Below are 18760 nucleotides of genomic sequence, written 5' to 3'. Positions count from 1 at the left end.
TACCCCTACCGGGTAGGGGGTGGCTCCTCCGTCCGGACTCGGCGCACACCATCGACGATCAGCAACCCCGCGACGATGACGGCGAGGGCGGCCAGCGCGATCCAGGACCCCGAGTAGAACGTCCCCTGATATGCCGGAGACACGTCGGGAACCGCGGGGAACTCGGTGGTCCGCACACCCATGTTCCAGCACGCCACGGCTCCGATCCCCGCCAGCAGCGCAACCACGATCTCCACCGAGCCGACGGACTTCCTCACAGGTACTCCCGTTTGGCCGTTTCGAGGGCCGCACGCAACCCGTCGTCGTCCTTGGCCCAGGCCTGAACCAGCCCGCCGCCCACCAGCCGTAGCCCGATGCCGTGGCGCTTCCGCGGCACACCCGAAAGCTCCCCGAGCACTCGCGCTGTCTCCCACCTCTTGGGCTCGTACTCGTCGTCGGCGTACTCGGCCGGAGGAAAGATGTCTTCGATATCGGCGACGTCCACCGTCTCCGTGCCCTGACGCAGCGCTCGGGTGGTGAGTTCGACGCTGACGTGCATGCGAGCGGCGCGCAGCTGAACGTAGGTGAGACCGACGAGGATCAGCGAGAACAGCACGAGTGCGAACCAGTGGATCACCGGACCGGACGCGAGCTCGACGGCGAGTACCACGAGGCAGAACGCAGGCCCCCAAGCCAACATGCGCCATCGACCACCGGGTTCGTGGAACAGCACGGTCTCGCCCGCCGACATCTCACTGCTCACGATGAAACCACTCCCGCGCCGACGGTCGGTAGACGAGAACGGCCGCGAGAACAAGGCCGATGGTGATCACCAGCGGAACGAACGGGAACACCAGTGCCGCGAAGATCAGCAGCAGAGCGGCAACTCCCGACAGCGCTACCAGAGCGCGTCGAAATCTGCGGTCACCGCCGCGGACGTGGCTCGACATCAGCCCGACGGCCAATCCGACCACTCCGGAGATCACGCCGAGGCCGCGGAAGACGGCGAGGAACGAATTACCCTGTGCTTCCGAGCTGAACGAGGCACGAATCTGATCGGCGGGGAGCGTCAGGGCGATCATGCAGACGACGATCAGCAACACAGCCGAGGCCAGCCACAGCCAGTAGGCGGCCGAGACCACCCGGGGACGGACGATCGATGCGTCGGTGTCTGCGCTCACGCCAGACATCCTGCCACCGAGGGGTGGGAAAGGGTTCCGGCGGCAGAAATTCCGTACGGGCCCAGCGCGCTCAGCCTGCAGAGATTCCCAGCGCCATGATTGCGATCGCGGCCGAGACGGCGAGAAGCAACCCCAGCAGCGCCCAACCGGGACGGCCGCTCTCCTGGGGACAGGGCTCGCGGTCGGCTGCCGGCTGGGTCACGCTCGCTACTGCAGGGGTGTTCTCTGCCATGTCGGATCCGATCACTCGAAAAGATATCGAGAGTGATGCTAGTCACACAGTAGAGATCACAGCCGAGAACACGCCCGAAACTTCCGAGTTCCGGCAACTACCGCCGTCTGGACGCGACGAAGTATTCGTTGGATTCACGACGATGCATCAGGTAGATCGCCCCGGCGGCAAGTACACCCTGGCCGATACCGATCACGCCCATCACGATGTTCATCGCCCCCGCCGTCGATGCCATGGCGAACAGATCGAGAATCGTGGTGAACACGATGAACGATCCGATGACGGTCAGCAGCATCCGGGCCCACATCTTGCCCGCGCGCATCCGCTTGACCCAGAACAGGAACAGCGCCCCGAAACCGATCACGACGAATATGGTGACGACCAGCATCACCGTCACCATCGACTGCGTGGACTCGACGGTCATGTCCGCTGCCGCGTCCTGCGCCGCGAGTTCGTCGAGCAGAGACTGCGCAAATTCCTCACGCGCCCCGAACAACGTCCATACCGAGTACAGCGCCGAGAGAGCGCCGATCAGCGCCACTCCCCACCACAGATGGCGAGCCGTCTCCACGTCGACCGGTGCCGGTCGTGGAGTCGGCTCCAGCTCCGGAGCCGATTGCGGGAACCCGTGCTCAAGCTCCCAGCGCTGCCAATCCGGTTGCGACGGTGGATTGTTGGGCGTGTTGCTGTCGGGGTTGTTTCCCGGTGGAAAATCGTTCACAGCCAGCCCGCCACTTCGGTTGCCCAGTAGGTCAGTACGACATCGGCACCCGCACGCCGAATTCCGACGAGCGATTCCAGCACCGCCGCATCGCGATCGATCCACCCGTTCTGAGCAGCGGCGGTGATCATGGCATATTCCCCCGAGATCTGATACGCCGCAACCGGAACCGGCGACATCTCGGCCACATCGCGGAGTATGTCGAGGTACGACATGGCCGGCTTGACCATCACCATGTCGGCACCCTCGGCAAGATCGAGCTCCACCTCGTGAGTGGCCTCTCGGCGGTTCCGCGCGTCCTGCTGATACGTCCGACGATCGCCCTGCAGCGACGAGCCGACGGCTTCCCGGAAGGGTCCGTAGAAGGCCGAAGCGTACTTCGCGGAATATGCCAGCTGCCCCACCTCGACGTGACCGGCCGCGTCCAGTCCGGCGCGGATCGCACCGACCTGTCCGTCCATCATTCCGCTGGGTCCGAGCAAATGAGCACCCGCATCCGCCTGCGCGACGGCCATGTCGACGTAGCGCAGCAGGGTGGCGTCGTTGTCGATCGAGCCGTTCTCCCCCAGCACCCCGCAGTGGCCGTGCGACGTGAACTCGTCAAGACACGTGTCGGCCATGATGACCGTCGAATCTCCGAGGTCGGTCTTGAGTCGAGCCAGTCCACGGTTCAGGATTCCGTTCGGATCGATTGCCCCCGAGCCGGTTTCGTCCTTGTCCTCGGTTTTCGGCACACCGAACAGCATGACGCCACCGACGCCTGCCGTCACGGCATCCTCGGCTGCAGCGCTCAGCGAGTCCAGCGTGTGCTGGAACACCCCGGGCATCGAGCTGATCTCCCGCGGCTCGGAGATGCCGTCGGCCACGAACATCGGCAGTATCAGATGCCGTGGCTCCAAGGACGTTTCGGCTACCAGCCGACGCAGCGCCGGGGTACGGCGCAGGCGTCGGGGACGATCGGTGGGGAACACAGCTGAACCTGCCTCACTTCGTTCCGGCTCGTGCGCGCCTGTGCGTACTCCTGGCGAGTACGCACAGGCGCGGACTTCAGGCGCGTCAGCGCCTACGTGACTTCTTGCGCGGCGGGGGCAGTGCACCCTCGGCGCGCAGGCGAGCTGCGTGCTCGGCGAGCGCCTCGACCAGCGGTCCGACCTGAGCCGACTCGGGCTGCACGTCCACGCGCAGACCGAACTCGACGGCCGTCTCCGCGGTCTTGGGGCCGATGCACGCAACGAGTGTGCGGGCGTGCGGCTTTCCGGCGATGCCGACCAGGTTCCGGACGGTGGAGCTCGACGTGAAGCACACTGCGTCGAATCCGCCGGTCTTGATCATCTCGCGGGTCTCGGCGGGGGGCGGCGCTGCCCGAACAGTGCGGTACGCGGTGACGTCGTCGATCTCCCAGCCGCGTTCGCGCAACCCTTCGGCGAGCGTTTCGGTCGCGATGTCGGCACGCGGCAACAGAACTCGGTTGACCGGGTCGAACACCTCGTCGTACGGCGGGAAGTCCTCGAGCAGTCCGAGCGAGCTCTGCTCCCCCGACGGCACGAGCTCGGGATTGATGCCGAACGAGCGCACCTTCGCCGCGGTTGCCTCACCGACGCACGCGATCTTGACGCCGGAGAACGCGCGGGCGTCCAACCCGAACTCCTCGAACTTCTCCCACACTGCCCGGACGGCATTGGTGGAGGTGAAGACGACCCACTGGTAGCGGCCGTCGACCAGGCCCTTGACGGACCGTTCCATCTGGGCCGGGCTGCGCGGGGGCTCGACGGCGATGGTCGGAACTTCGATGGGGATGGCCCCGTGCGTGACGAGGCGGTCGCTCATTTCACCGGCCTGGTCCTTGGTACGCGGCACCAGCACGGTCCAGCCGTACAGTGCGCGAGACTCCCACCAGGACATCTTGTTTCGGCCGGAGACGACCTTGCCGACGGTGACGACGAGCGATCCGACGAGCTCGGATCCGGCGTCGTTCAGAGTCGCCAGTGTTGCCTCGACGGTGCGCTGCTGACGGGTGGTGCCACGAACGGTGATGGCCGCGGGCGTCTGCGGTGCCAGGCCGTGTTCTACGAGGGCACTGGCGGTTTCGGCTAGGTGACCCGACGTCGCGTGCAGCACCAGCGGGCCGGGAGCAGCAGCGAGCGCTGCCCAGTCGACCTCACCGCGGACGTCGGCCTCGGTGTGGCCCGAGCCCAGTGCCATACCGGCGTAGCTGGGCACCGCGGATCCGGCGGGCAGGCCGGGGAGCACCTCGAAGGGCACGTGCGTCCGAGCGACGGCGCTGACCTCGGCGATCACCGAATCGGTGGTGAGCGGATCTCCGGAGACCAGGCGAACGACGTCGTGGCCGTTCTTGGCCTCGGCGAGAAGCGTTTTGGCGACCTCGGCGGGCTCGCCGAGCGCCGGACGAACCTCGACACCGTTCTCGCCCGTCTCCGCGTCCCGAGGGACATCGGCACCGACGAGCGCGGTGACGCCCTTGTCGACATCGGGATCGGTGAATGCGAGCTCGGCCGCTCCGAGCACTTCACGTGCCCGGACCGTGAGCAGAGCCGGGTCACCCGGCCCGGATCCCACGAACAGGATCCGTCCGTTGGTGTTCTTGCGGACTGGGCTCATCGGTTGTTCTCCAGTGCTGTCTTGTGTGGGTACTGCAGTTCTATCGGGGTTGCCGTGCCCCGTTTCGGAATCAGTCGAGCGGTGGCGATCGACTCTCTCCGTACGACCGGACGGGTCGCCGTGCGTTTGGCGCGTCCGCGGACGGGTGCCGTTATGGCCCTAGACATGAGATCCACCCTGTGCGTGAGAACCGGCCTGCGCTGGTTCGGTGACTGAAACGAGTTCGCGGGCACCGAGATCGAGCAGTTCGCGGGCCAATTCTCGGCCCAGCTCCTCGGCGCGGTCGGGTGATCCGACGATCGACGCGCGGATGGTGTCGCTGCCGTCGATCGCGGCCACGCAGCCACGCAACGACAGTTCGTCGAAGATGCGGCCGTCCTCGTCGATGGATTCGACGACCTCGGCGATCGCGCCGACCGGAGCGGTGCAGCCGGCTTCGAGTTCGGCCAGCAGTCCACGTTCGGCTGCCACCGCGGCACGCGCGTGTGCGTCGTCGAGTTTGGCGATGGCCGCCGCGAGATCGGTGTCGCCGGTGCGGCATTCGACAGCCAGTGCACCTTGGGCGGGTGCCGGCAGCAGCTGCACCGGATCGAGTGCTTCGGTCACGACGTCGAGTCGGCCGATGCGAGCCAGTCCGGCGCGGGCGACGATGACGGCGTCGAGCTCGCCCGAGGCCACCTTCCCGATCCTGGTGTCGAGATTGCCTCGCAGTGGCCGGACATCCAATCCCTGTCCGAGAGCGCGCAATTGAGCAATCCGGCGGGGTGCCGAGGTACCGACCTTCGCGTCTGCGGGCAGCTCACCCAGTACCAGCCCGTCGCGGGCCACCAGGGCGTCTCGGGGATCCTCACGGGCCGGGATGGCCGCGATGACGAACCGGTCGTCGGCGGCTGTCGGCAGATCCTTGTAGGAGTGCACGGCGATGTCGACGGTGCCGTCGGCGAGTGCCTCGCGCAGCGCTGCGGTGAAGACACCGACGCCGATCGTCTGTACGGGTGCAGCAGACAGATCGCCCGCGGTCTTGACGATCACCAGTTCGGCCTCGACCCCTGCCGCGGCGAGAGCCACGCGCACGGTGTCGGCCTGAGTGGTCGCGAGAAGGCTTCCGCGAGTACCGATCTTGACGATGTCGTTCACTCCGATCGCTCCTGACCGGCGGTGCCGCCGGGGTGAGAGTCCGAGCGCAGATCGGTACGGCTGGCGGTGAAGTCGTCGACCAGCTCCAGCGCGCCGATCTCCATCGGCGTCGCCACCGCGTCGACCGAACCGGGGCTCAGCTCGAACAACTCCCGCAGCGCAGCGGCGTAGGAATCCCCACCCGGCGTGCTGGCGAGCTGCTTGACGCGCACCGTCGGCGAGTGCAGCAACTTGTCGACGACACGGCGCACGGTGCGGGCCACCTCGTCGCGCTGCGGCGAATCGAGCCCGGGCAGCCGCGACTCGAGGCGCAACAACTCCCCCTCGACCACTTCGGCAGCGCGCTGACGCAGTGCGGTGACGGTGGGGGTGACCTCGGCAAGCCGTTGTCCCGCAAGGTAACCCGAGAGTTCACTGGAGACGATCTCGCGAGCCGCCGACGCGTCGTTCGCCGCCGCACCGGCTGCGGGATCGCGCTGAAGCGACTCCATGTCGAAGACGGTGATACCCGGCAGCTGCGCCACTGCGGCGTCGACGTCGCGGGGCAGTCCGAGGTCGCAGATCACCAGGGGGTGCTCGGCGTCGCGGCCGACGAGGGCGAGGTGAGCATCGGCGATGGAGACCACGGCCCCCACCGCACCGGTACAGGTGATGAGGATGTCGGCCTCGGCCACCGCGGCGGGCAGATTCTCGAGGGCGACCGAGGTTGCCGGGATTCCGTTCGAGACGGCGTTCTCGGCCAGGTGGTCGGCCCGCTCGCGGGTGCGGTTGACGACGGTGAGGCCGCCGATTCCGGCGCGGCCGAGGTGTGCGACGGCGAGGCCGCCCATGGCTCCGGCTCCGAGGACGACGGCCTTGCGACCGGCGAGGGAACCGCCGAACGTCTCGGCGGCGCGATCGAGGGCCACCGAGACCACCGAGGCTCCGGCGGCGTCGATCCCGGTTTCGCTGTGTACCCGCTTACCGACGCGCAGCGCCTGCTGAGCCAGTTCGTGCATCACCCGGCCGGAGGCCTGCTGGCCGTTCGAGGCGGCGTACGCCGACCGGATCTGGCCGAGGATCTGCTGCTCGCCGATGACCATCGAGTCCAGGCCGCTGGCCACTGCGAACAGATGCTCGACGGCGGCCTCGCTGTAGCGCACGTAGGCGTGCTTGGTCAGGTCCGCGATCTCGAGTCCGGAATGTTCACCGAGTACCTCGCCGACGGCGGTCAGTGCGCCGTGGAAGGCGTCGACGACGGCATAGATCTCGACACGATTGCACGTGGACACCACCATGACCTCGGAGATGCTTCCGCTGGCCATCAGTTTGTCGGTCAGTTTCGGGCGATCGGTGTCCGGGATGGCGACACGCTCGAGGACTGCGACGGGAGCGCTACGGTGCGATATCCCGACGAGAAGGACACTCACGGTGCAATCACCGATCCGTTTCTTGTCGAACTGTTGACTGGGCTTGGATTACCGGCGATGCGTGGGCCGTGACTGCGGCCGAGACGTGCCGTGGACGTGAGTGGAGGCGGCGAGACCGGCTGCGGCCGAGGCGCAGTGACGACGGTCGGCGAGGTCACGCCTGCCGGTTCGGACACGTTGCGGGAGCTGTTGAAGGAGAGCACCTGCATCTCCACCGCCAGGTCCACGCGCCGCACTTCGACGTGTTCGGGAACGTCGAGCACCATCGGCGAGAAGCTCAGAATGCACTCGACGCCGCCTGCTACGAGCTTTTCGGCGACGACGTGCACGGCGTCGTCGGGGGTGGCGATGACGCCGATGGTCGCCTCGAGTTCACGGCAGGCCTTGTCGAGCTCGTCGACGTGCCGGACGGTCAGTCCGTCGACGTCGGTGCCCACACGCGCCGGGTCGCGGTCGAAGAGGCCGACCATCGTGAAGCCGCGCCGCGCGAATCCGCCGTACCCGGCCAGCGCCTGTCCCAGATTGCCGACTCCCGCCAGTACGACGCGGTGGCCGCGATCGAGTCCGAGCGCGCTCTCGATCTTGGCGCGCAGCCGTGCGACGTCGTAGCCGACACCGCGAACGCCGTTGGGGCCGAGAAAGGAGAGATCCTTGCGCAGTTTTGCCGATCCGACACCTGCTGCGGTGGCCAGTTCTTCACTGGAGACGATGAGAACGCCCTCGTCTGCGAGGATCGAGAGGACCCGCAGGTAGGTCGCCAGACGGGTGACCGTAGCCTGAGGGATGACCCGCTCTACGCCGCTGGGCGACGGGCGCTCTTCGGTCACGTCTGGGGCTCCTCGTCCGAACGGCGTCGATGCCGGTCTTCACGCTGATCCTGCGTTCGTGTCTATTTCACGAATGCTGTTCACACCACGGTAACTGCTTGTGAACGAATGAACAAAGTTGCGCACACCGGCCTTCACCTGCACACGGAGACGAATCACACGTTCTTAGGGTGCCCTGCCCGAGCCAGATCGGCCCGCAATCGGGGCACGTCCACCTCCCAGTAGCTGTGCTCGATGCCGTCGAGCAGCACCACCGGCACTCGGTCCCCGTACTCCGCACGCAGGTCAGGCGATTTCGTCGCCGCCTCGTCGACGTCGACGACCGTGACGGCCACGTCGAACTCGCGGCACACCTCGCTCAACACCTCGAGCGCGTGGGTGCACGAATGGCAGCCTGCACGGGTGAGAAGAGCCACGCCGGGGGGAGTCGTCTGCATCCGTCCACTGTGACACGTCCGCAATGGAGACGAACGTCACAGACAGCCACCCCGCCGGCCCGCCCTCACGGCCGGCTTCGCTTGTCCCCCGTCGGCCCTGTCGGACCCACGACTAGGCTGCGTGGGTAGCCGAGTGGGCTGCTTGCGTAACCGACCGTGCTGCGCGGGTAGACCGACTGGGCTGCATCGAGTACTCGAGTGGGAGGAGGACCGAAGTGAGTGACGGGGGAACCGACCTGCCGATCGAGGCCACGCCCGATATCGACATGGTCGACACCGAGGATCCGCGCGGGGACAAACAGTTCAAGCGGCGTATTCGCAGGATTCGCAACCCCTTCGGTCCGTCCGATGCAGAAGTCCGCGCCAACGTGGCCGGCCAGGCCAGCGCCGACGCCGCGCTCGCGTTGCAGATCGAGTCCGAGGGCGCGATTCCGCGGGATCTCACCGCTGCGGCCTTCTTCGACGTGGACAACACCATGGTCCAGGGCGCATCGATCATCCATTTCGCTCGCGGGCTGGCTGCTCGCAAATACTTCACCAGTGGCGACTTGGCTCAATTCGCTTGGCAGCAAGTGAAATTCAGGGTCAGCGGCAAGGAGAACAGCGAGGACGTGGCCAGCGGCCGAGAAAAGGCGCTCTCGTTCATCAAGGGCCGCCCCACCTCCGAACTGACCATGCTCGGCGAAGAGATCTACGACGAGGTCATTGCCGACAAGATCTGGGCCGGTACTCGTGCTCTCGCGCAGATGCACCTCGACGCCGGCCAGCAGGTGTGGCTGGTCACCGCCACTCCCCTGGAACTGGCTCAGATCATCGCCAAGCGGCTCGGGCTCACCGGGGCACTGGGAACCGTCGCCGAGAGCAAGGACGGGGTGTTCACCGGCCGCCTCGTCGGAGACATCCTGCACGGCATCGGCAAGGCGCACGCAGTGCGCTCACTGGCTGTGCGTGAAGGCCTCAACCTCAAGCGGTGCACCGCGTACTCGGACAGCCACAACGATGTCCCGATGCTCTCGCTCGTCGGGACCGCCGTGGCGATCAATCCTGATACGGACCTGCGTGAGCTGGCCAAGAACCGGGGCTGGGAAATTCGCGACTACCGCACCGGACGCAAGGCCGCCAAGATCGGCGTCCCGACAGCGTTGGCCTTGGGCGCAGTGGGCGGCGGACTCGCTGCCGTGGTCGGCCGTCGCAAGGGCTGACCCACCCGGGCAGGGCGCTCAGAGCGTCAGCTGCATCAGGGTCAGATCGAGCCATCGGCCGAACTTGACGCCCACCTCCGGCATCTGCCCGACGGTCGCGAAGCCGAATTTCTGGTGCAGCGCGATCGAGGTGGTGTTCTCGGACTCGATGAACCCCACCAGCACGTGCACGTCGCCTGCCCTGGCCCGCTCGATCAACTCGCTCAGCAGCGCACTGGCCAGGCCACGGCGATAGAAATCCCGGTGGATGTACACCGAGTGCTCCACCGAGTGCCGGTAACCGCTCTTGACCCGCCACTGCCCGTACGACGCGTATCCGGCCACCCGGCCGTCGACCTCGGCGGTGAGGACGGGGTATCCCGCGGCGAGGCGACCGTCGAACCAGGCCGTGCGATCGGCGAGGTCGACCTGTTCCTCGTCCCAGATGGCAGTCGTGTTGGCGACGGCATCGTTGTGGATGTCGAGAATCTCGGGCAGATCTTCGGTGGTGGTGTCGCGAATGTGCACTGGCACAGGATAACCCGTGCGTTCACCCCAGGAAGACGTTGCGTCTCTTGGCCAGCAGTCGGTACAGCGTGTGCTGAATGGTTTCGCGGACGTGGTCGGTCAACTCGAAGAGCACCATCGGATCCTCGAACGCGGTGGCGTCGTACGAGTCGGTAGGAATCGGCTTACCGAACTCGATGTACCACTTGGACGGCAGCGGGATCAGGCCGAGCGGGCCGAAGTGCGGGAAGAACGGCGTGACCGGAAAGTACGGCATGCCCATCAGTCGAGCCAGTGGCGCGATGTCGCCGATCTTCGGGTAGATCTCCTCCGAGCCGACAATGGAGCACGGGATGATCGGTGCACCCGTTCGCAGAGCCGCCGAGACGAACCCGCCACGGCCGAATCGCTGCAGCTTGTAGCGCTCACTGAACGGCTTGCCGATGCCCTTGAAGCCCTCGGGGAACACCGCTGCGAGTTCGCCGGTGCGCAGCAGGCGCTCGGCATCGGGGTTGCACGCCAGCGTGTGCCCGGCCTTGCGGGCGATGGTGCCGACGCCGGGCATCTCGAAAGCCATGTCGGCGGCCAACATTCGTAGTGGACGGTGCGCCGGATGGTGGTCGCGCACCGCGACCGACGCCATCAGCGCATCGACCGGGATGACACCCGCGTGGTTGGCGACGACGAGGGCACCGCCGTCGGACGGAATGTTCTCGATGCCTTTGACTTCGACGCGGAACCACTTGTCGAACAGCGGCCGCAGCAACGGAAGCCAGATGGCGTCGGCGAAGTGCGGGTCGTAACCGAACTCGTCCACGCTGTAATCGCCGGCCAGACGCCTGCGCACGAACTCGGCAACCGAGGAGATCTGGTCCACGACGGCGGTCTTGGTGTCGTCGATCATCGAGAGCAACGGAGTCGGGATCGCAGCCGAGGGGGGCGCGACGGCGGGGGTAGGGTCGAGCAGCGGCGTCGGCTCACGCGGCTCGGTGTAGGCGGAGGGGTGCCGTTCGCGCGAACCCTGCGACGCGCGGACCGAGCGGCCACCGTGCAATGGAATCACTTTGGCCACTTCACTCACCCGTCCCTCCCGAACTTCGCACTGTTTCCGAGCTACGCAGTGATGCCAGTGCGCGCGCCGTGGATGCTCCGGTGTCGACAGCCGAGAGCAGTCGATTCTCGATGCCGTCCACCCACTCGGTCCTGATGACCGGGCGCAGCGCGGCACCGCGGACGAAGTCGTCGAATGCCTGAACCGTAGTCCACCGCGGCTCGAAGCCCAGGACCGAACGCATGCGGGTGGTGTCGAGGCCGCACCCGAAGTGGAAGTAGTCGAGTTGTTCGGTGGTGAATTCCCGCATCATGCCGCCCATGAGAGCGCGGCCGACACTTTTGAACAGTGGAAACGGAACCGGCACCTGGACGCGCCCGGCACGGCGGATCGCCTGCGACAGCATGATCGTGCCGTCGGCCCCTATGTTGAACGTGCCCGCCGGACCACCGATGGTGGCGCGCTCGAGCGCGGCGAGGGCGTCTTCCTCGTGCAACAACTGCATACGGGCATCGCGGCCGATGATGCTCGGGATCAGCGGCGAGGTCATGTACCGCGAGATGGTGCCGTTCAATCGCGGACCGATCAGCGGTGCCATGCGGAGGATCGACACGGCGATGTCGGGTCGTCGACGGCCGAGTCCGCGAACGTATCCCTCGATGTCGATGGTGTCCCGCGCGTACGCACCGCTCGGTGGGCGTCGGGCGCTCATCTCCTCGGTGAACTTCACCGGGTCCTTCGCGCTGCAGCCGTACACCGAGGAGGACGAACGCAGCACCACCTTCTCCACCGTCGGAGATTTCTGGCACACCGCGAACAGCTGCATCGCGCCGATGACGTTGAGGTCTTTCATCGTGGCGCGGCCGCCGGATTTGGGAGGTTTGGCCACGGTGGCGGCATGCACGACGGTATCCACGCCGGCATTACGGATCACTTTGCCGATCAACGGGTTTCGGATGTCGGCACGGACGAACTCGGCGCGGCCCATGCGTCGGAGCAGATCCTTGCTCGGCGACAGCGCGTCGACGGCGATCACCCGTTCGATCTGCGGGTTCTGGGCCAGTCTGGTGACGAGGTATCCGCCGAGAAAACGACTCGCTCCGGTCACCAGGACCACTCGGGGCGCGGCAACACCACGATCGCTCGGACTCACTGCGCACCCCCAACATCGGCTCCGGTCCAAAGCCTACTGGATCGGTGGGCAGACGCGAGGGTGAGAAGCGAAGCCAACGTTCGAACGCCAGGAGGCCCGCCACCGATGGTGACGGGCCTCCTGGTGAAAGCTATGCCGGCAGAACTACTTGCCGAGTTTCCTGCGCTGCACGCGGGTACGACGAAGCAGCTTGCGGTGCTTCTTCTTCGACATGCGCTTGCGACGCTTCTTGATCACTGAACCCATGCGGGTGTCCTCACGTTCTTCTCTAGCGTTTTCGCGCACGCCGTTTGCGTACGCCTACCTGACAACCAAGCCCTGAGGGCTTCGAGCCAAAAGCCTTGGTCACCGAGCTGGCGCTGGGGCCACGTACTCGCCCACGGCTGCACACCGGCTGGCTGGCACGACGAGCGCCAATCCTACCGGTCCGAACCGGCACTTACGAAACCGGCCCCGCGTGCACTACTAGCCTGCGTCGAAGTACGAGGTCTCGAGATAGTCGTGAACCGCCTTGGCGTGCACACGAAAAGATCGACCCACTCGTACAGCGGGCAATTCTCCGCCGTGTACCAGCCGGTACACGGTCATTTTCGAAACCCTCATCAGCGTCGCCACTTCAGCGACAGTGAGGAACTGCGTTCCGGCCAGAGCCGGTTGACCATCCGGGGACGAACCCTTGGACGGCTTGTTTATAGACGCCATCAATCCACATACCTCCGGCACGTCTCATGCGGCAGGCTTCCCCTCCTGCCGAACAGACACGCACGTGCTGCCCCGAGCCTATAGGGACAGATGGGGTTACTGCGACGGGAGTGGGGAAAAGATTTTTCAATCTGCTGTGATGCCCATCTCAATGGATCGGGCATTCGCGGCACCGAGAGCATCGAAAAACGCTGCTCGGAGGCCATTTCGTTCCAATTCTCGCACTGCTGCGGCCGTCGTACCGCCCGGCGAGGTCACGGCGTATCTGAGCTCGTTCGCACTCTCGTCGGAGCGATCAAGCATCGCCCCGGCCCCCACCATCGTCTGAATCACGAGCGCAGACGCCACGTCGCGCGTCAGTCCCAGACCCACTCCCGCGTCGATCATGGCCTCGGCCACCAGGAAGAAATAGGCCGGACCCGACCCGGATACGGCCGTCACGGCGTCGAGCTGATGTTCCTTGACCACCACGACCTTGCCGACGGCCGAGAGGATGGAACGCACCAGTTCGAGATGCTCGGCGCGGGCGTACTTGCCCGGAGCCAACACACTGACACCCTCCCCCACCAGCATCGGGGTGTTGGGCATGACCCGAACGACAGGGAAACCGGCGGGGAGCTTGGGCTCGAACTTCGCGGTGGGAACGCCTGCGGCCAGTGAGACGATGAGTTGTTCCCGATCACCGTCGAGCTCGATCTTGGTGATCTCGGTCAGTGCGGTGTCGACGTCGGCCGGCTTGACCGCCAGCACGATCACGTCGGCCCCCTCGGACGCGTCGCCGACGGTGGTGGTCAGGACACCGAATTCCTTCGCGATCTCCTTCGCACGGGCCTCTGACTTCTCGGCGACCACCAGATCGCGCACTGCGTGGCCGGACTCGAGGAGTCCCGCAATCAACGCCTCGCCGATCCGTCCGCCGCCGATCACTGCAATTCTCGTCATGCGGCCAAGCCTGCCATGTCAGTTCGAGCGCGGCACCATCGCCAACTGTCTGCTCTGCACCACGACGGCACCGGTCGAATCCAGCACCACGTGGTCCTCCTCGAACCAGGTGCTGCCGATGACGGTGCTGGTCGCCGCCACGCGCAGCCACCCCGGTGCCGGACGGCGCCGCAGGTAGGTCGTCAACTGCACGGTCGGTGCCCAACCGAACATTCCGCGGTTCATGGTCACCGGAGCCGAGATGTCTCCGGTCATCAATGCGAACAACACCGCGGTGTCGATGTCGGCCTCGTCGCCCGCGAAGGGACGCACCCACAATCTGATCTCCGCCTCGCCCTGCGCGCCGGTCAGGAACGACGCCGAGGACTCGTCGATACGCATCTCGCAGCCCTTCGCGACGTGCACGATGGACGCCATCGGATGATCCCCAGCCACCGCGAGCGTCTCGGCGGGAGGTTCGACGGCCATCGACGCCAGCGACGTCGGCGTCTCGTGGTGGGGTTCGTCGGAGTCGGGACGACCCAGGGTCACCACCGCCCGCACGGCAACGCGTCCGGCCTGGGTGAGTTCGACGTCGACGTGGGAGACCTGCCGACCACGTTTACGCACCACTGTCGACAGCGCAACCTCGCCGGGATCGGGAGCGGCCAGGTAGCTGACGCTCACCGCGAGCGGCTGAATCTCGGCCTGCACCGGGTCGGTCAGGACGATATGCCTGCGCGCTGCTGCCGCGCAGACGGCGAGCATCGCGCCGCCGTGCACCTTCGGACCGATGGTCCAGGTGGAGTCGATCGCGCCCGCGAACGACGCAGTGTCGGCGGCGACCTCGAGCGCGGTCAGGGTGGTGGCGGCCTTGAAGGGGCTGGCAGAACTCATTCCCGACAACTTACCGGCGGCCTCAGGACAGGTGTGCGCGGGCGAACTGCAGGGCTTGGTCGAGCATGGACGAACGCTCGGGCACCGTCCGCGCGTTCTGCGTGTTGATCTCGATCACTGCCTGACCGTCGAAGCCGCGGCGCACCAGTTCGGTGCACACCTCCACGCACGGCTGACTGCCGTGCCCGGGGATCAGATGCTCGTCGACGGACGCGCCTCGGCCGTCGGCCAAATGCAGGTGCGCGATGCCCTCGCCCATCCGATCGAGCATCTCGAGGGCGTCGGAGCCCGCGGTGGCCGTATGCGAGAGGTCGAGGGTGTAATGACCGTGGCCGACGTCCGTCGGGTCGTACGACGGGGAGAACGCCGACAGGGCGGCGCCCGGGCCGCCTCGTCGTTCCAGTCGCTGCGCCGATTTCTCCTTGCGTCCGAAGAACCTGTCGGCACGCATCGGAAACATGTTCTCGACTGCAACCACCACGTGCGAGTTCGCTTCCAGTTCCGCTACCTGATCGGCGAAGCCCTCGCTGTACTTGCGTTGCCAGCGGAACGGCGGATGCACGACGACCGTAGCCGACCCGAGTTTCTCGGCCACCTCGACCGATCGGGCCAGTTTGGCAATCGGATCCGATCCCCACACCCGCTGCGAGATCAGCAGACACGGCGCATGGATGGCCTGAACCGGCATCGAGTACTCCCGAGAGAGCGCGGCCACCGCGTCGACGTCCTGGCTGACCGACTCGGCCCACACCATCAGTTCCACGCCGTCGTACCCGAGTTCGGCTGCGTAACGAAACGCCGCCTCCGTGTTCTGCGGGTACACCGATGCCGTGGACAGCCCGACGTGTATTCGCTGCGCAGCCATCGTGGTTCCAGCTCAGCCGGTACTGAGCTGGAAGGCGAGCGGACCGAGCGTCACGAACACACCCACGGCGATCGCGATGACGATCGATATCAGATCATCGGTGCGCCGGAGAATTCTCACCACTGCCACGAGACCGACGATCACCAGCACCGACAGCACCAGGGCGACCCATGGCAACACGTCCCACAGTTGCTCGAAGCCCTTGAACAGCAATGCGCCGACGACGACGGCCACCACTGCCTGACCCACGAGCACGAGCCACTGCCGAACGGCACCGCCCTTGCCCTTGGCGGCCGAAGCACGGCGGCCGGATCGGGTCGCGGGGCTCGCGTCGGTCTCGGTTTCCGGTGCCGCAGCAGTGTTGTCCTCGGCGTCGCGCTCTGCATCCGGCTCGACGAGATCGACGGCCTTTGTGGGAGCGGATGTCGCAGGTTCCTCGGTCGAAGCGACCTTGCCCGTCGGGGTGGATTCCGTGTCGTCCGGGCGCGCAATGCGCGCAGACACCGCGGTTTTGGCGACGTCGTCGACGTCGATCACCGCTGCTCGCGGAGTGACGTCGGTGTTCGGCTCGGCCACCTCGACCTGGCGCGGCGCGGTGAATCCTGCGGGCTTGCGGTTCCGCCCCTGTTCGGCCGCGGTGGATCCATACGGCTGACGATCCGGTGGCGTCGTCGGCGCAGCCGGACGATGACCGCGCTCGGTGTCGTCGTGCGACCGGTTGAGCAGGTCACCGGCCACCGTGGTGGAGCCGGACAGCAGTTCGGGCTCGGGCTGCTGCTTCTCGCGCCTGGCCACCGGCTGGAACGCGGTCGGGCGAGCGCTCTGCGGCCGGGCCGGTTGTGGCCGCGAGGACAGGAATGCGGGCGCGTCGTCGGGCGTCACGCGATCGTCGTCGGCCTCGACTCGGCCGGTGGCCGGCGTGTCACGGTCGGCCGGAGGCGGGGCGGGCGCGTCGACCACCGGGGCGCTACGGCTGCCCGGCTCGTCCCGGACGACCGGGATTTCACCGGTGAGCTCGGCGACGGAGATACCGCCCTTGACGCCTCGGCGACGGCGTCCACCGGTGCTCAGGTTCGTCTGCTGGCCGTTTCGGGCCAACAGCTCGGCAACCGAGATCTGCCCGGTGTCTTCTGGATTGTTCTCGCTCATCTCGAACTCCCCACCAGATCGCCGTCGGTTTCGGTGTCCAGCTTCCTCAAAATCAAACCTTCCCTCAGCGCCCACGGGCAGATCTCGAGTGACTCCACCGACAATGCCCGCATGCTCGCCTCCGCTACCAATGCCCCGGCCACCAGTTGTGGCGACCTGTCGGCGCTGACGCCTTCCAATTCTGCACGGTCGGCGGCCGTCATCCGCGATATGAAGGCTATGAGTTGCCTCAAGCCGCTCGCAGTGAGCGTCCGCGTCACTCTGGGACCGGCCGCGGAGGGCGCGGCACCGGTCAAGCGAGCCAACGAACGGAATGTCTTCGACGTTCCCACGGCCCGGTCGGCGTCGCCGGCCGCGAGCAACTCCTTGGCGGGGGTCGCCAATTCCGCATCCAGCCAATCCCGGAGAACCGCGATACGACGCTTGCCCGGTGGATCCTCGTCGAGCCAATCGCGGGTGAGGCGACCGGCACCGAGTTGCAGGGAGAATGCGACGTCCGGATTCTCGTCGCTTCCGCTGGCCAGTTCGAGCGATCCGCCGCCGATGTCGAGTCCGAGGATGCGCCCGGCGCTCCAGCCGTACCAGCGTCGAACCGCGAGAAATGTCAGCCGCGCCTCGTCGACGCCGGACAATGTCTGCAGAGAAACTCCGGTTTCGGTGAGTACTCGAGCGAGCACGTCCTCCGAGTTGTAAGCGTCACGCACCGCCGAGGTGGCAAATGCCATCAGTTCACTGCAACCCGAACGTTTCGCGATGGCTGCGAACTCACGAACCTCGTTCACGAGGCGATCCGCGCCCGCAGGGGTGATGTTTCCGTGCGCATCGGTGTTCTCGGAGAGGCGCAACGTTGCTTTGCTCGAGCTCATCGGGGTGGGGTGAGCGCCGCGGTGGGCGTCCACGACAAGTAGATGCACCGTGTTGCTACCGACGTCGAGCACCCCTAATCGCACAGGTCCACGGTACTGGGTCTAGCGTCGTCGTTTGTGACAGCAGGTCGTGAGCAGCCACCGTTCGCTGCAGAGGTCGAGATGGATTTCCCACGAGAATGGGTCGAATTCCCAGATCCAGACAATTCGGAACACCTCATCGCCGCCGATCTGACGTGGCTCCTGTCCAACTGGACCTGCGTCTTCGGCACTCCGGCATGCCAGGGAACCGTCGAGGGCAGGCCCGACGACGGGTGCTGCTCGCACGGCGCATTCCTGTCCGACGACGACGACAAGCGCAAGCTCGACGAGTCGGTGAAGTTGCTCACCCCGCAGGACTGGCAGCTCATGGACAAGGGTCTGGGCAAGAAGGGATACGTCGAATACGACGATCTCGACGACGAGCAGTCGCTGCGTACGCGCCGCTACAAGGGTGCGTGCATCTTCCAGAACCGTCCCGGCTTCGAGGGCGGCATCGGGTGCGCGCTGCACTCGATGGCGCTGCGCAAGGGCATCGAGCCGCTCGAGGTCAAGCCCGATGTGTGCTGGCAGCTGCCGATCCGGCGCACCCAGGACTGGGTGACGCGGCCGGACGGCTCGGAGATTCTCAAGACCACCATCGGCGAATACGACCGCCGCGGCTGGGGCGAAGGCGGTCTCGATCTGCACTGGTACTGCTCCGGCTCACCCGACGCCCACGTCGGCGCGAAGCAGGTGTTCGAGTCCTACAAGCCCGAATTGACCGAGCTGCTCGGCAAAGCCGCGTACGACGAATTGGCGTCACTGTGCAAGCGTCGCCGTGGCCTTGGTCTGATCGCCGTACACCCGGCCACTCGTGAGGCTCAGCGTCGATAGAGCTGCTGCGC

24 protein-coding genes are annotated in these 18760 nt (G+C 66.3%); 2 read left to right on the top strand and 22 right to left on the bottom strand.

Translation table 11 applies throughout. The features are described 5' to 3' along the window. Positions 1–5: 5 nt before the first annotated feature. The 12 genes from CH305_RS14175 to CH305_RS14130 all read right to left on the bottom strand — a co-directional run bounded on the left by CH305_RS14175 (position 6) and on the right by CH305_RS14130 (position 8542). Positions 6–257 carry a hypothetical protein gene (locus CH305_RS14175; RefSeq protein WP_256983749.1) on the bottom strand — a complete coding sequence of 84 codons (252 nt, stop codon included), beginning with the start codon at positions 255–257 and terminating at the stop codon, positions 6–8. Then, on the bottom strand, positions 254–730 hold the full coding sequence (locus CH305_RS14170) for a hypothetical protein (RefSeq protein ID WP_032401870.1): 477 nt from the start codon (positions 728–730) through the stop codon (positions 254–256). Before CH305_RS14170 ends, CH305_RS14175 begins: the two co-directional genes overlap by 4 nt. Before the next feature lies 1 nt (position 731). Further along, positions 732–1160, bottom strand: a complete 429-nt coding sequence (locus CH305_RS14165) for a hypothetical protein (RefSeq protein WP_052077425.1) — start codon at positions 1158–1160, stop codon at positions 732–734. Between the two features lie 70 nt (positions 1161–1230). After that, positions 1231–1392 (bottom strand): hypothetical protein, encoded by a 162-nt coding sequence (locus tag CH305_RS29050; protein WP_165430230.1) that lies wholly within the window; start codon positions 1390–1392, stop codon positions 1231–1233. A gap of 97 nt (positions 1393–1489) precedes the next feature. Beyond that, a complete protein-coding gene (locus tag CH305_RS14160) occupies positions 1490–2113 on the bottom strand; it encodes a hypothetical protein (RefSeq protein ID WP_052058678.1) in 624 nt (207 codons plus the stop codon). Beyond that, a complete protein-coding gene (hemB, locus tag CH305_RS14155) occupies positions 2110–3084 on the bottom strand; it encodes a porphobilinogen synthase (RefSeq protein ID WP_037153761.1) in 975 nt (324 codons plus the stop codon). Before hemB ends, CH305_RS14160 begins: the two co-directional genes overlap by 4 nt. 85 nt (positions 3085–3169) lie before the next feature. Next, positions 3170–4732 carry a bifunctional uroporphyrinogen-III C-methyltransferase/uroporphyrinogen-III synthase gene (locus CH305_RS14150; RefSeq protein ID WP_032401867.1) on the bottom strand — a complete coding sequence of 521 codons (1563 nt, stop codon included), beginning with the start codon at positions 4730–4732 and terminating at the stop codon, positions 3170–3172. Then, positions 4729–4899, bottom strand: coding sequence for a hypothetical protein (locus tag CH305_RS29045; RefSeq protein ID WP_155289207.1), 171 nt, complete (start codon positions 4897–4899; stop codon positions 4729–4731). Before CH305_RS29045 ends, CH305_RS14150 begins: the two co-directional genes overlap by 4 nt. Beyond that, entirely contained in the window at positions 4892–5860 is a 969-nt protein-coding gene (hemC, locus tag CH305_RS14145) for a hydroxymethylbilane synthase (RefSeq protein WP_094704157.1), read from the bottom strand. Before hemC ends, CH305_RS29045 begins: the two co-directional genes overlap by 8 nt. Positions 5861–5865: 5 nt before the next feature. After that, entirely contained in the window at positions 5866–7278 is a 1413-nt protein-coding gene (locus tag CH305_RS14140) for a glutamyl-tRNA reductase (RefSeq protein ID WP_094704024.1), read from the bottom strand. Next, complete coding sequence (locus CH305_RS14135; protein ID WP_032401865.1) at positions 7275–8105, bottom strand: redox-sensing transcriptional repressor Rex; 831 nt, start codon at positions 8103–8105, stop codon at positions 7275–7277. Before CH305_RS14135 ends, CH305_RS14140 begins: the two co-directional genes overlap by 4 nt. Before the next feature lie 155 nt (positions 8106–8260). Beyond that, positions 8261–8542: a glutaredoxin family protein gene (locus CH305_RS14130; RefSeq protein ID WP_032401864.1), complete on the bottom strand. Its 282-nt coding sequence runs from the start codon at positions 8540–8542 to the stop codon at positions 8261–8263. Positions 8543–8808: 266 nt separating this feature from the next. Here CH305_RS14130 and CH305_RS14125 point away from each other — a divergent pair, with 266 nt between their 5' ends. Next, a complete protein-coding gene (locus tag CH305_RS14125) occupies positions 8809–9744 on the top strand; it encodes an HAD family phosphatase (RefSeq protein WP_052058697.1) in 936 nt (311 codons plus the stop codon). An 18-nt stretch (positions 9745–9762) separates the two neighbouring features. On the opposite strand, the gene CH305_RS14120 is transcribed toward CH305_RS14125, so the two are convergent. The 10 genes from CH305_RS14120 to CH305_RS14075 form a co-directional block, all read right to left on the bottom strand. Further along, positions 9763–10251 carry a GNAT family N-acetyltransferase gene (locus CH305_RS14120; protein ID WP_037153764.1) on the bottom strand — a complete coding sequence of 163 codons (489 nt, stop codon included), beginning with the start codon at positions 10249–10251 and terminating at the stop codon, positions 9763–9765. A 22-nt stretch (positions 10252–10273) separates the two neighbouring features. Then, the gene (locus tag CH305_RS14115) at positions 10274–11311 is read right to left on the bottom strand and encodes a lysophospholipid acyltransferase family protein (protein WP_094704023.1); all 1038 of its coding nucleotides are present in this window, start codon (positions 11309–11311) and stop codon (positions 10274–10276) included. Then, positions 11304–12434, bottom strand: a complete 1131-nt coding sequence (locus CH305_RS14110; RefSeq protein WP_170944728.1) for an NAD-dependent epimerase/dehydratase family protein — start codon at positions 12432–12434, stop codon at positions 11304–11306. Before CH305_RS14110 ends, CH305_RS14115 begins: the two co-directional genes overlap by 8 nt. 144 nt (positions 12435–12578) lie before the next feature. Beyond that, complete coding sequence (locus CH305_RS14105) at positions 12579–12680, bottom strand: 30S ribosomal protein bS22 (RefSeq protein WP_003402602.1); 102 nt, start codon at positions 12678–12680, stop codon at positions 12579–12581. A 219-nt stretch (positions 12681–12899) separates the two neighbouring features. Beyond that, entirely contained in the window at positions 12900–13136 is a 237-nt protein-coding gene (locus CH305_RS14100; protein WP_008713658.1) for a helix-turn-helix domain-containing protein, read from the bottom strand. Between the two features lie 126 nt (positions 13137–13262). After that, positions 13263–14078: a pyrroline-5-carboxylate reductase gene (proC, locus tag CH305_RS14095; RefSeq protein WP_032401860.1), complete on the bottom strand. Its 816-nt coding sequence runs from the start codon at positions 14076–14078 to the stop codon at positions 13263–13265. A gap of 18 nt (positions 14079–14096) precedes the next feature. Next, a complete protein-coding gene (locus CH305_RS14090; RefSeq protein ID WP_094704022.1) occupies positions 14097–14954 on the bottom strand; it encodes a thioesterase family protein in 858 nt (285 codons plus the stop codon). A gap of 22 nt (positions 14955–14976) precedes the next feature. Further along, positions 14977–15819: a sugar phosphate isomerase/epimerase gene (locus tag CH305_RS14085; RefSeq protein ID WP_094704021.1), complete on the bottom strand. Its 843-nt coding sequence runs from the start codon at positions 15817–15819 to the stop codon at positions 14977–14979. A 12-nt stretch (positions 15820–15831) separates the two neighbouring features. After that, positions 15832–16968 (bottom strand): hypothetical protein, encoded by a 1137-nt coding sequence (locus CH305_RS14080; RefSeq protein ID WP_032401857.1) that lies wholly within the window; start codon positions 16966–16968, stop codon positions 15832–15834. Further along, entirely contained in the window at positions 16965–17918 is a 954-nt protein-coding gene (locus tag CH305_RS14075) for a Ppx/GppA phosphatase family protein (RefSeq protein WP_179278289.1), read from the bottom strand. The genes CH305_RS14080 and CH305_RS14075 overlap by 4 nt, the downstream gene beginning before the upstream one ends. Before the next feature lie 78 nt (positions 17919–17996). Between CH305_RS14075 and CH305_RS14070 the strand changes: the two genes are divergently transcribed. Continuing rightward, complete coding sequence (locus CH305_RS14070; protein WP_052058698.1) at positions 17997–18749, top strand: hypothetical protein; 753 nt, start codon at positions 17997–17999, stop codon at positions 18747–18749. Positions 18750–18760: the final 11 nt, after the last annotated feature.

This window comes from Rhodococcus sp. 15-649-2-2 (genome assembly GCF_002258645.1).
In the GTDB taxonomy this organism is placed as follows: domain Bacteria; phylum Actinomycetota; class Actinomycetes; order Mycobacteriales; family Mycobacteriaceae; genus Rhodococcoides.
This window is presented reverse-complemented; position numbering and strand designations above follow the sequence as displayed.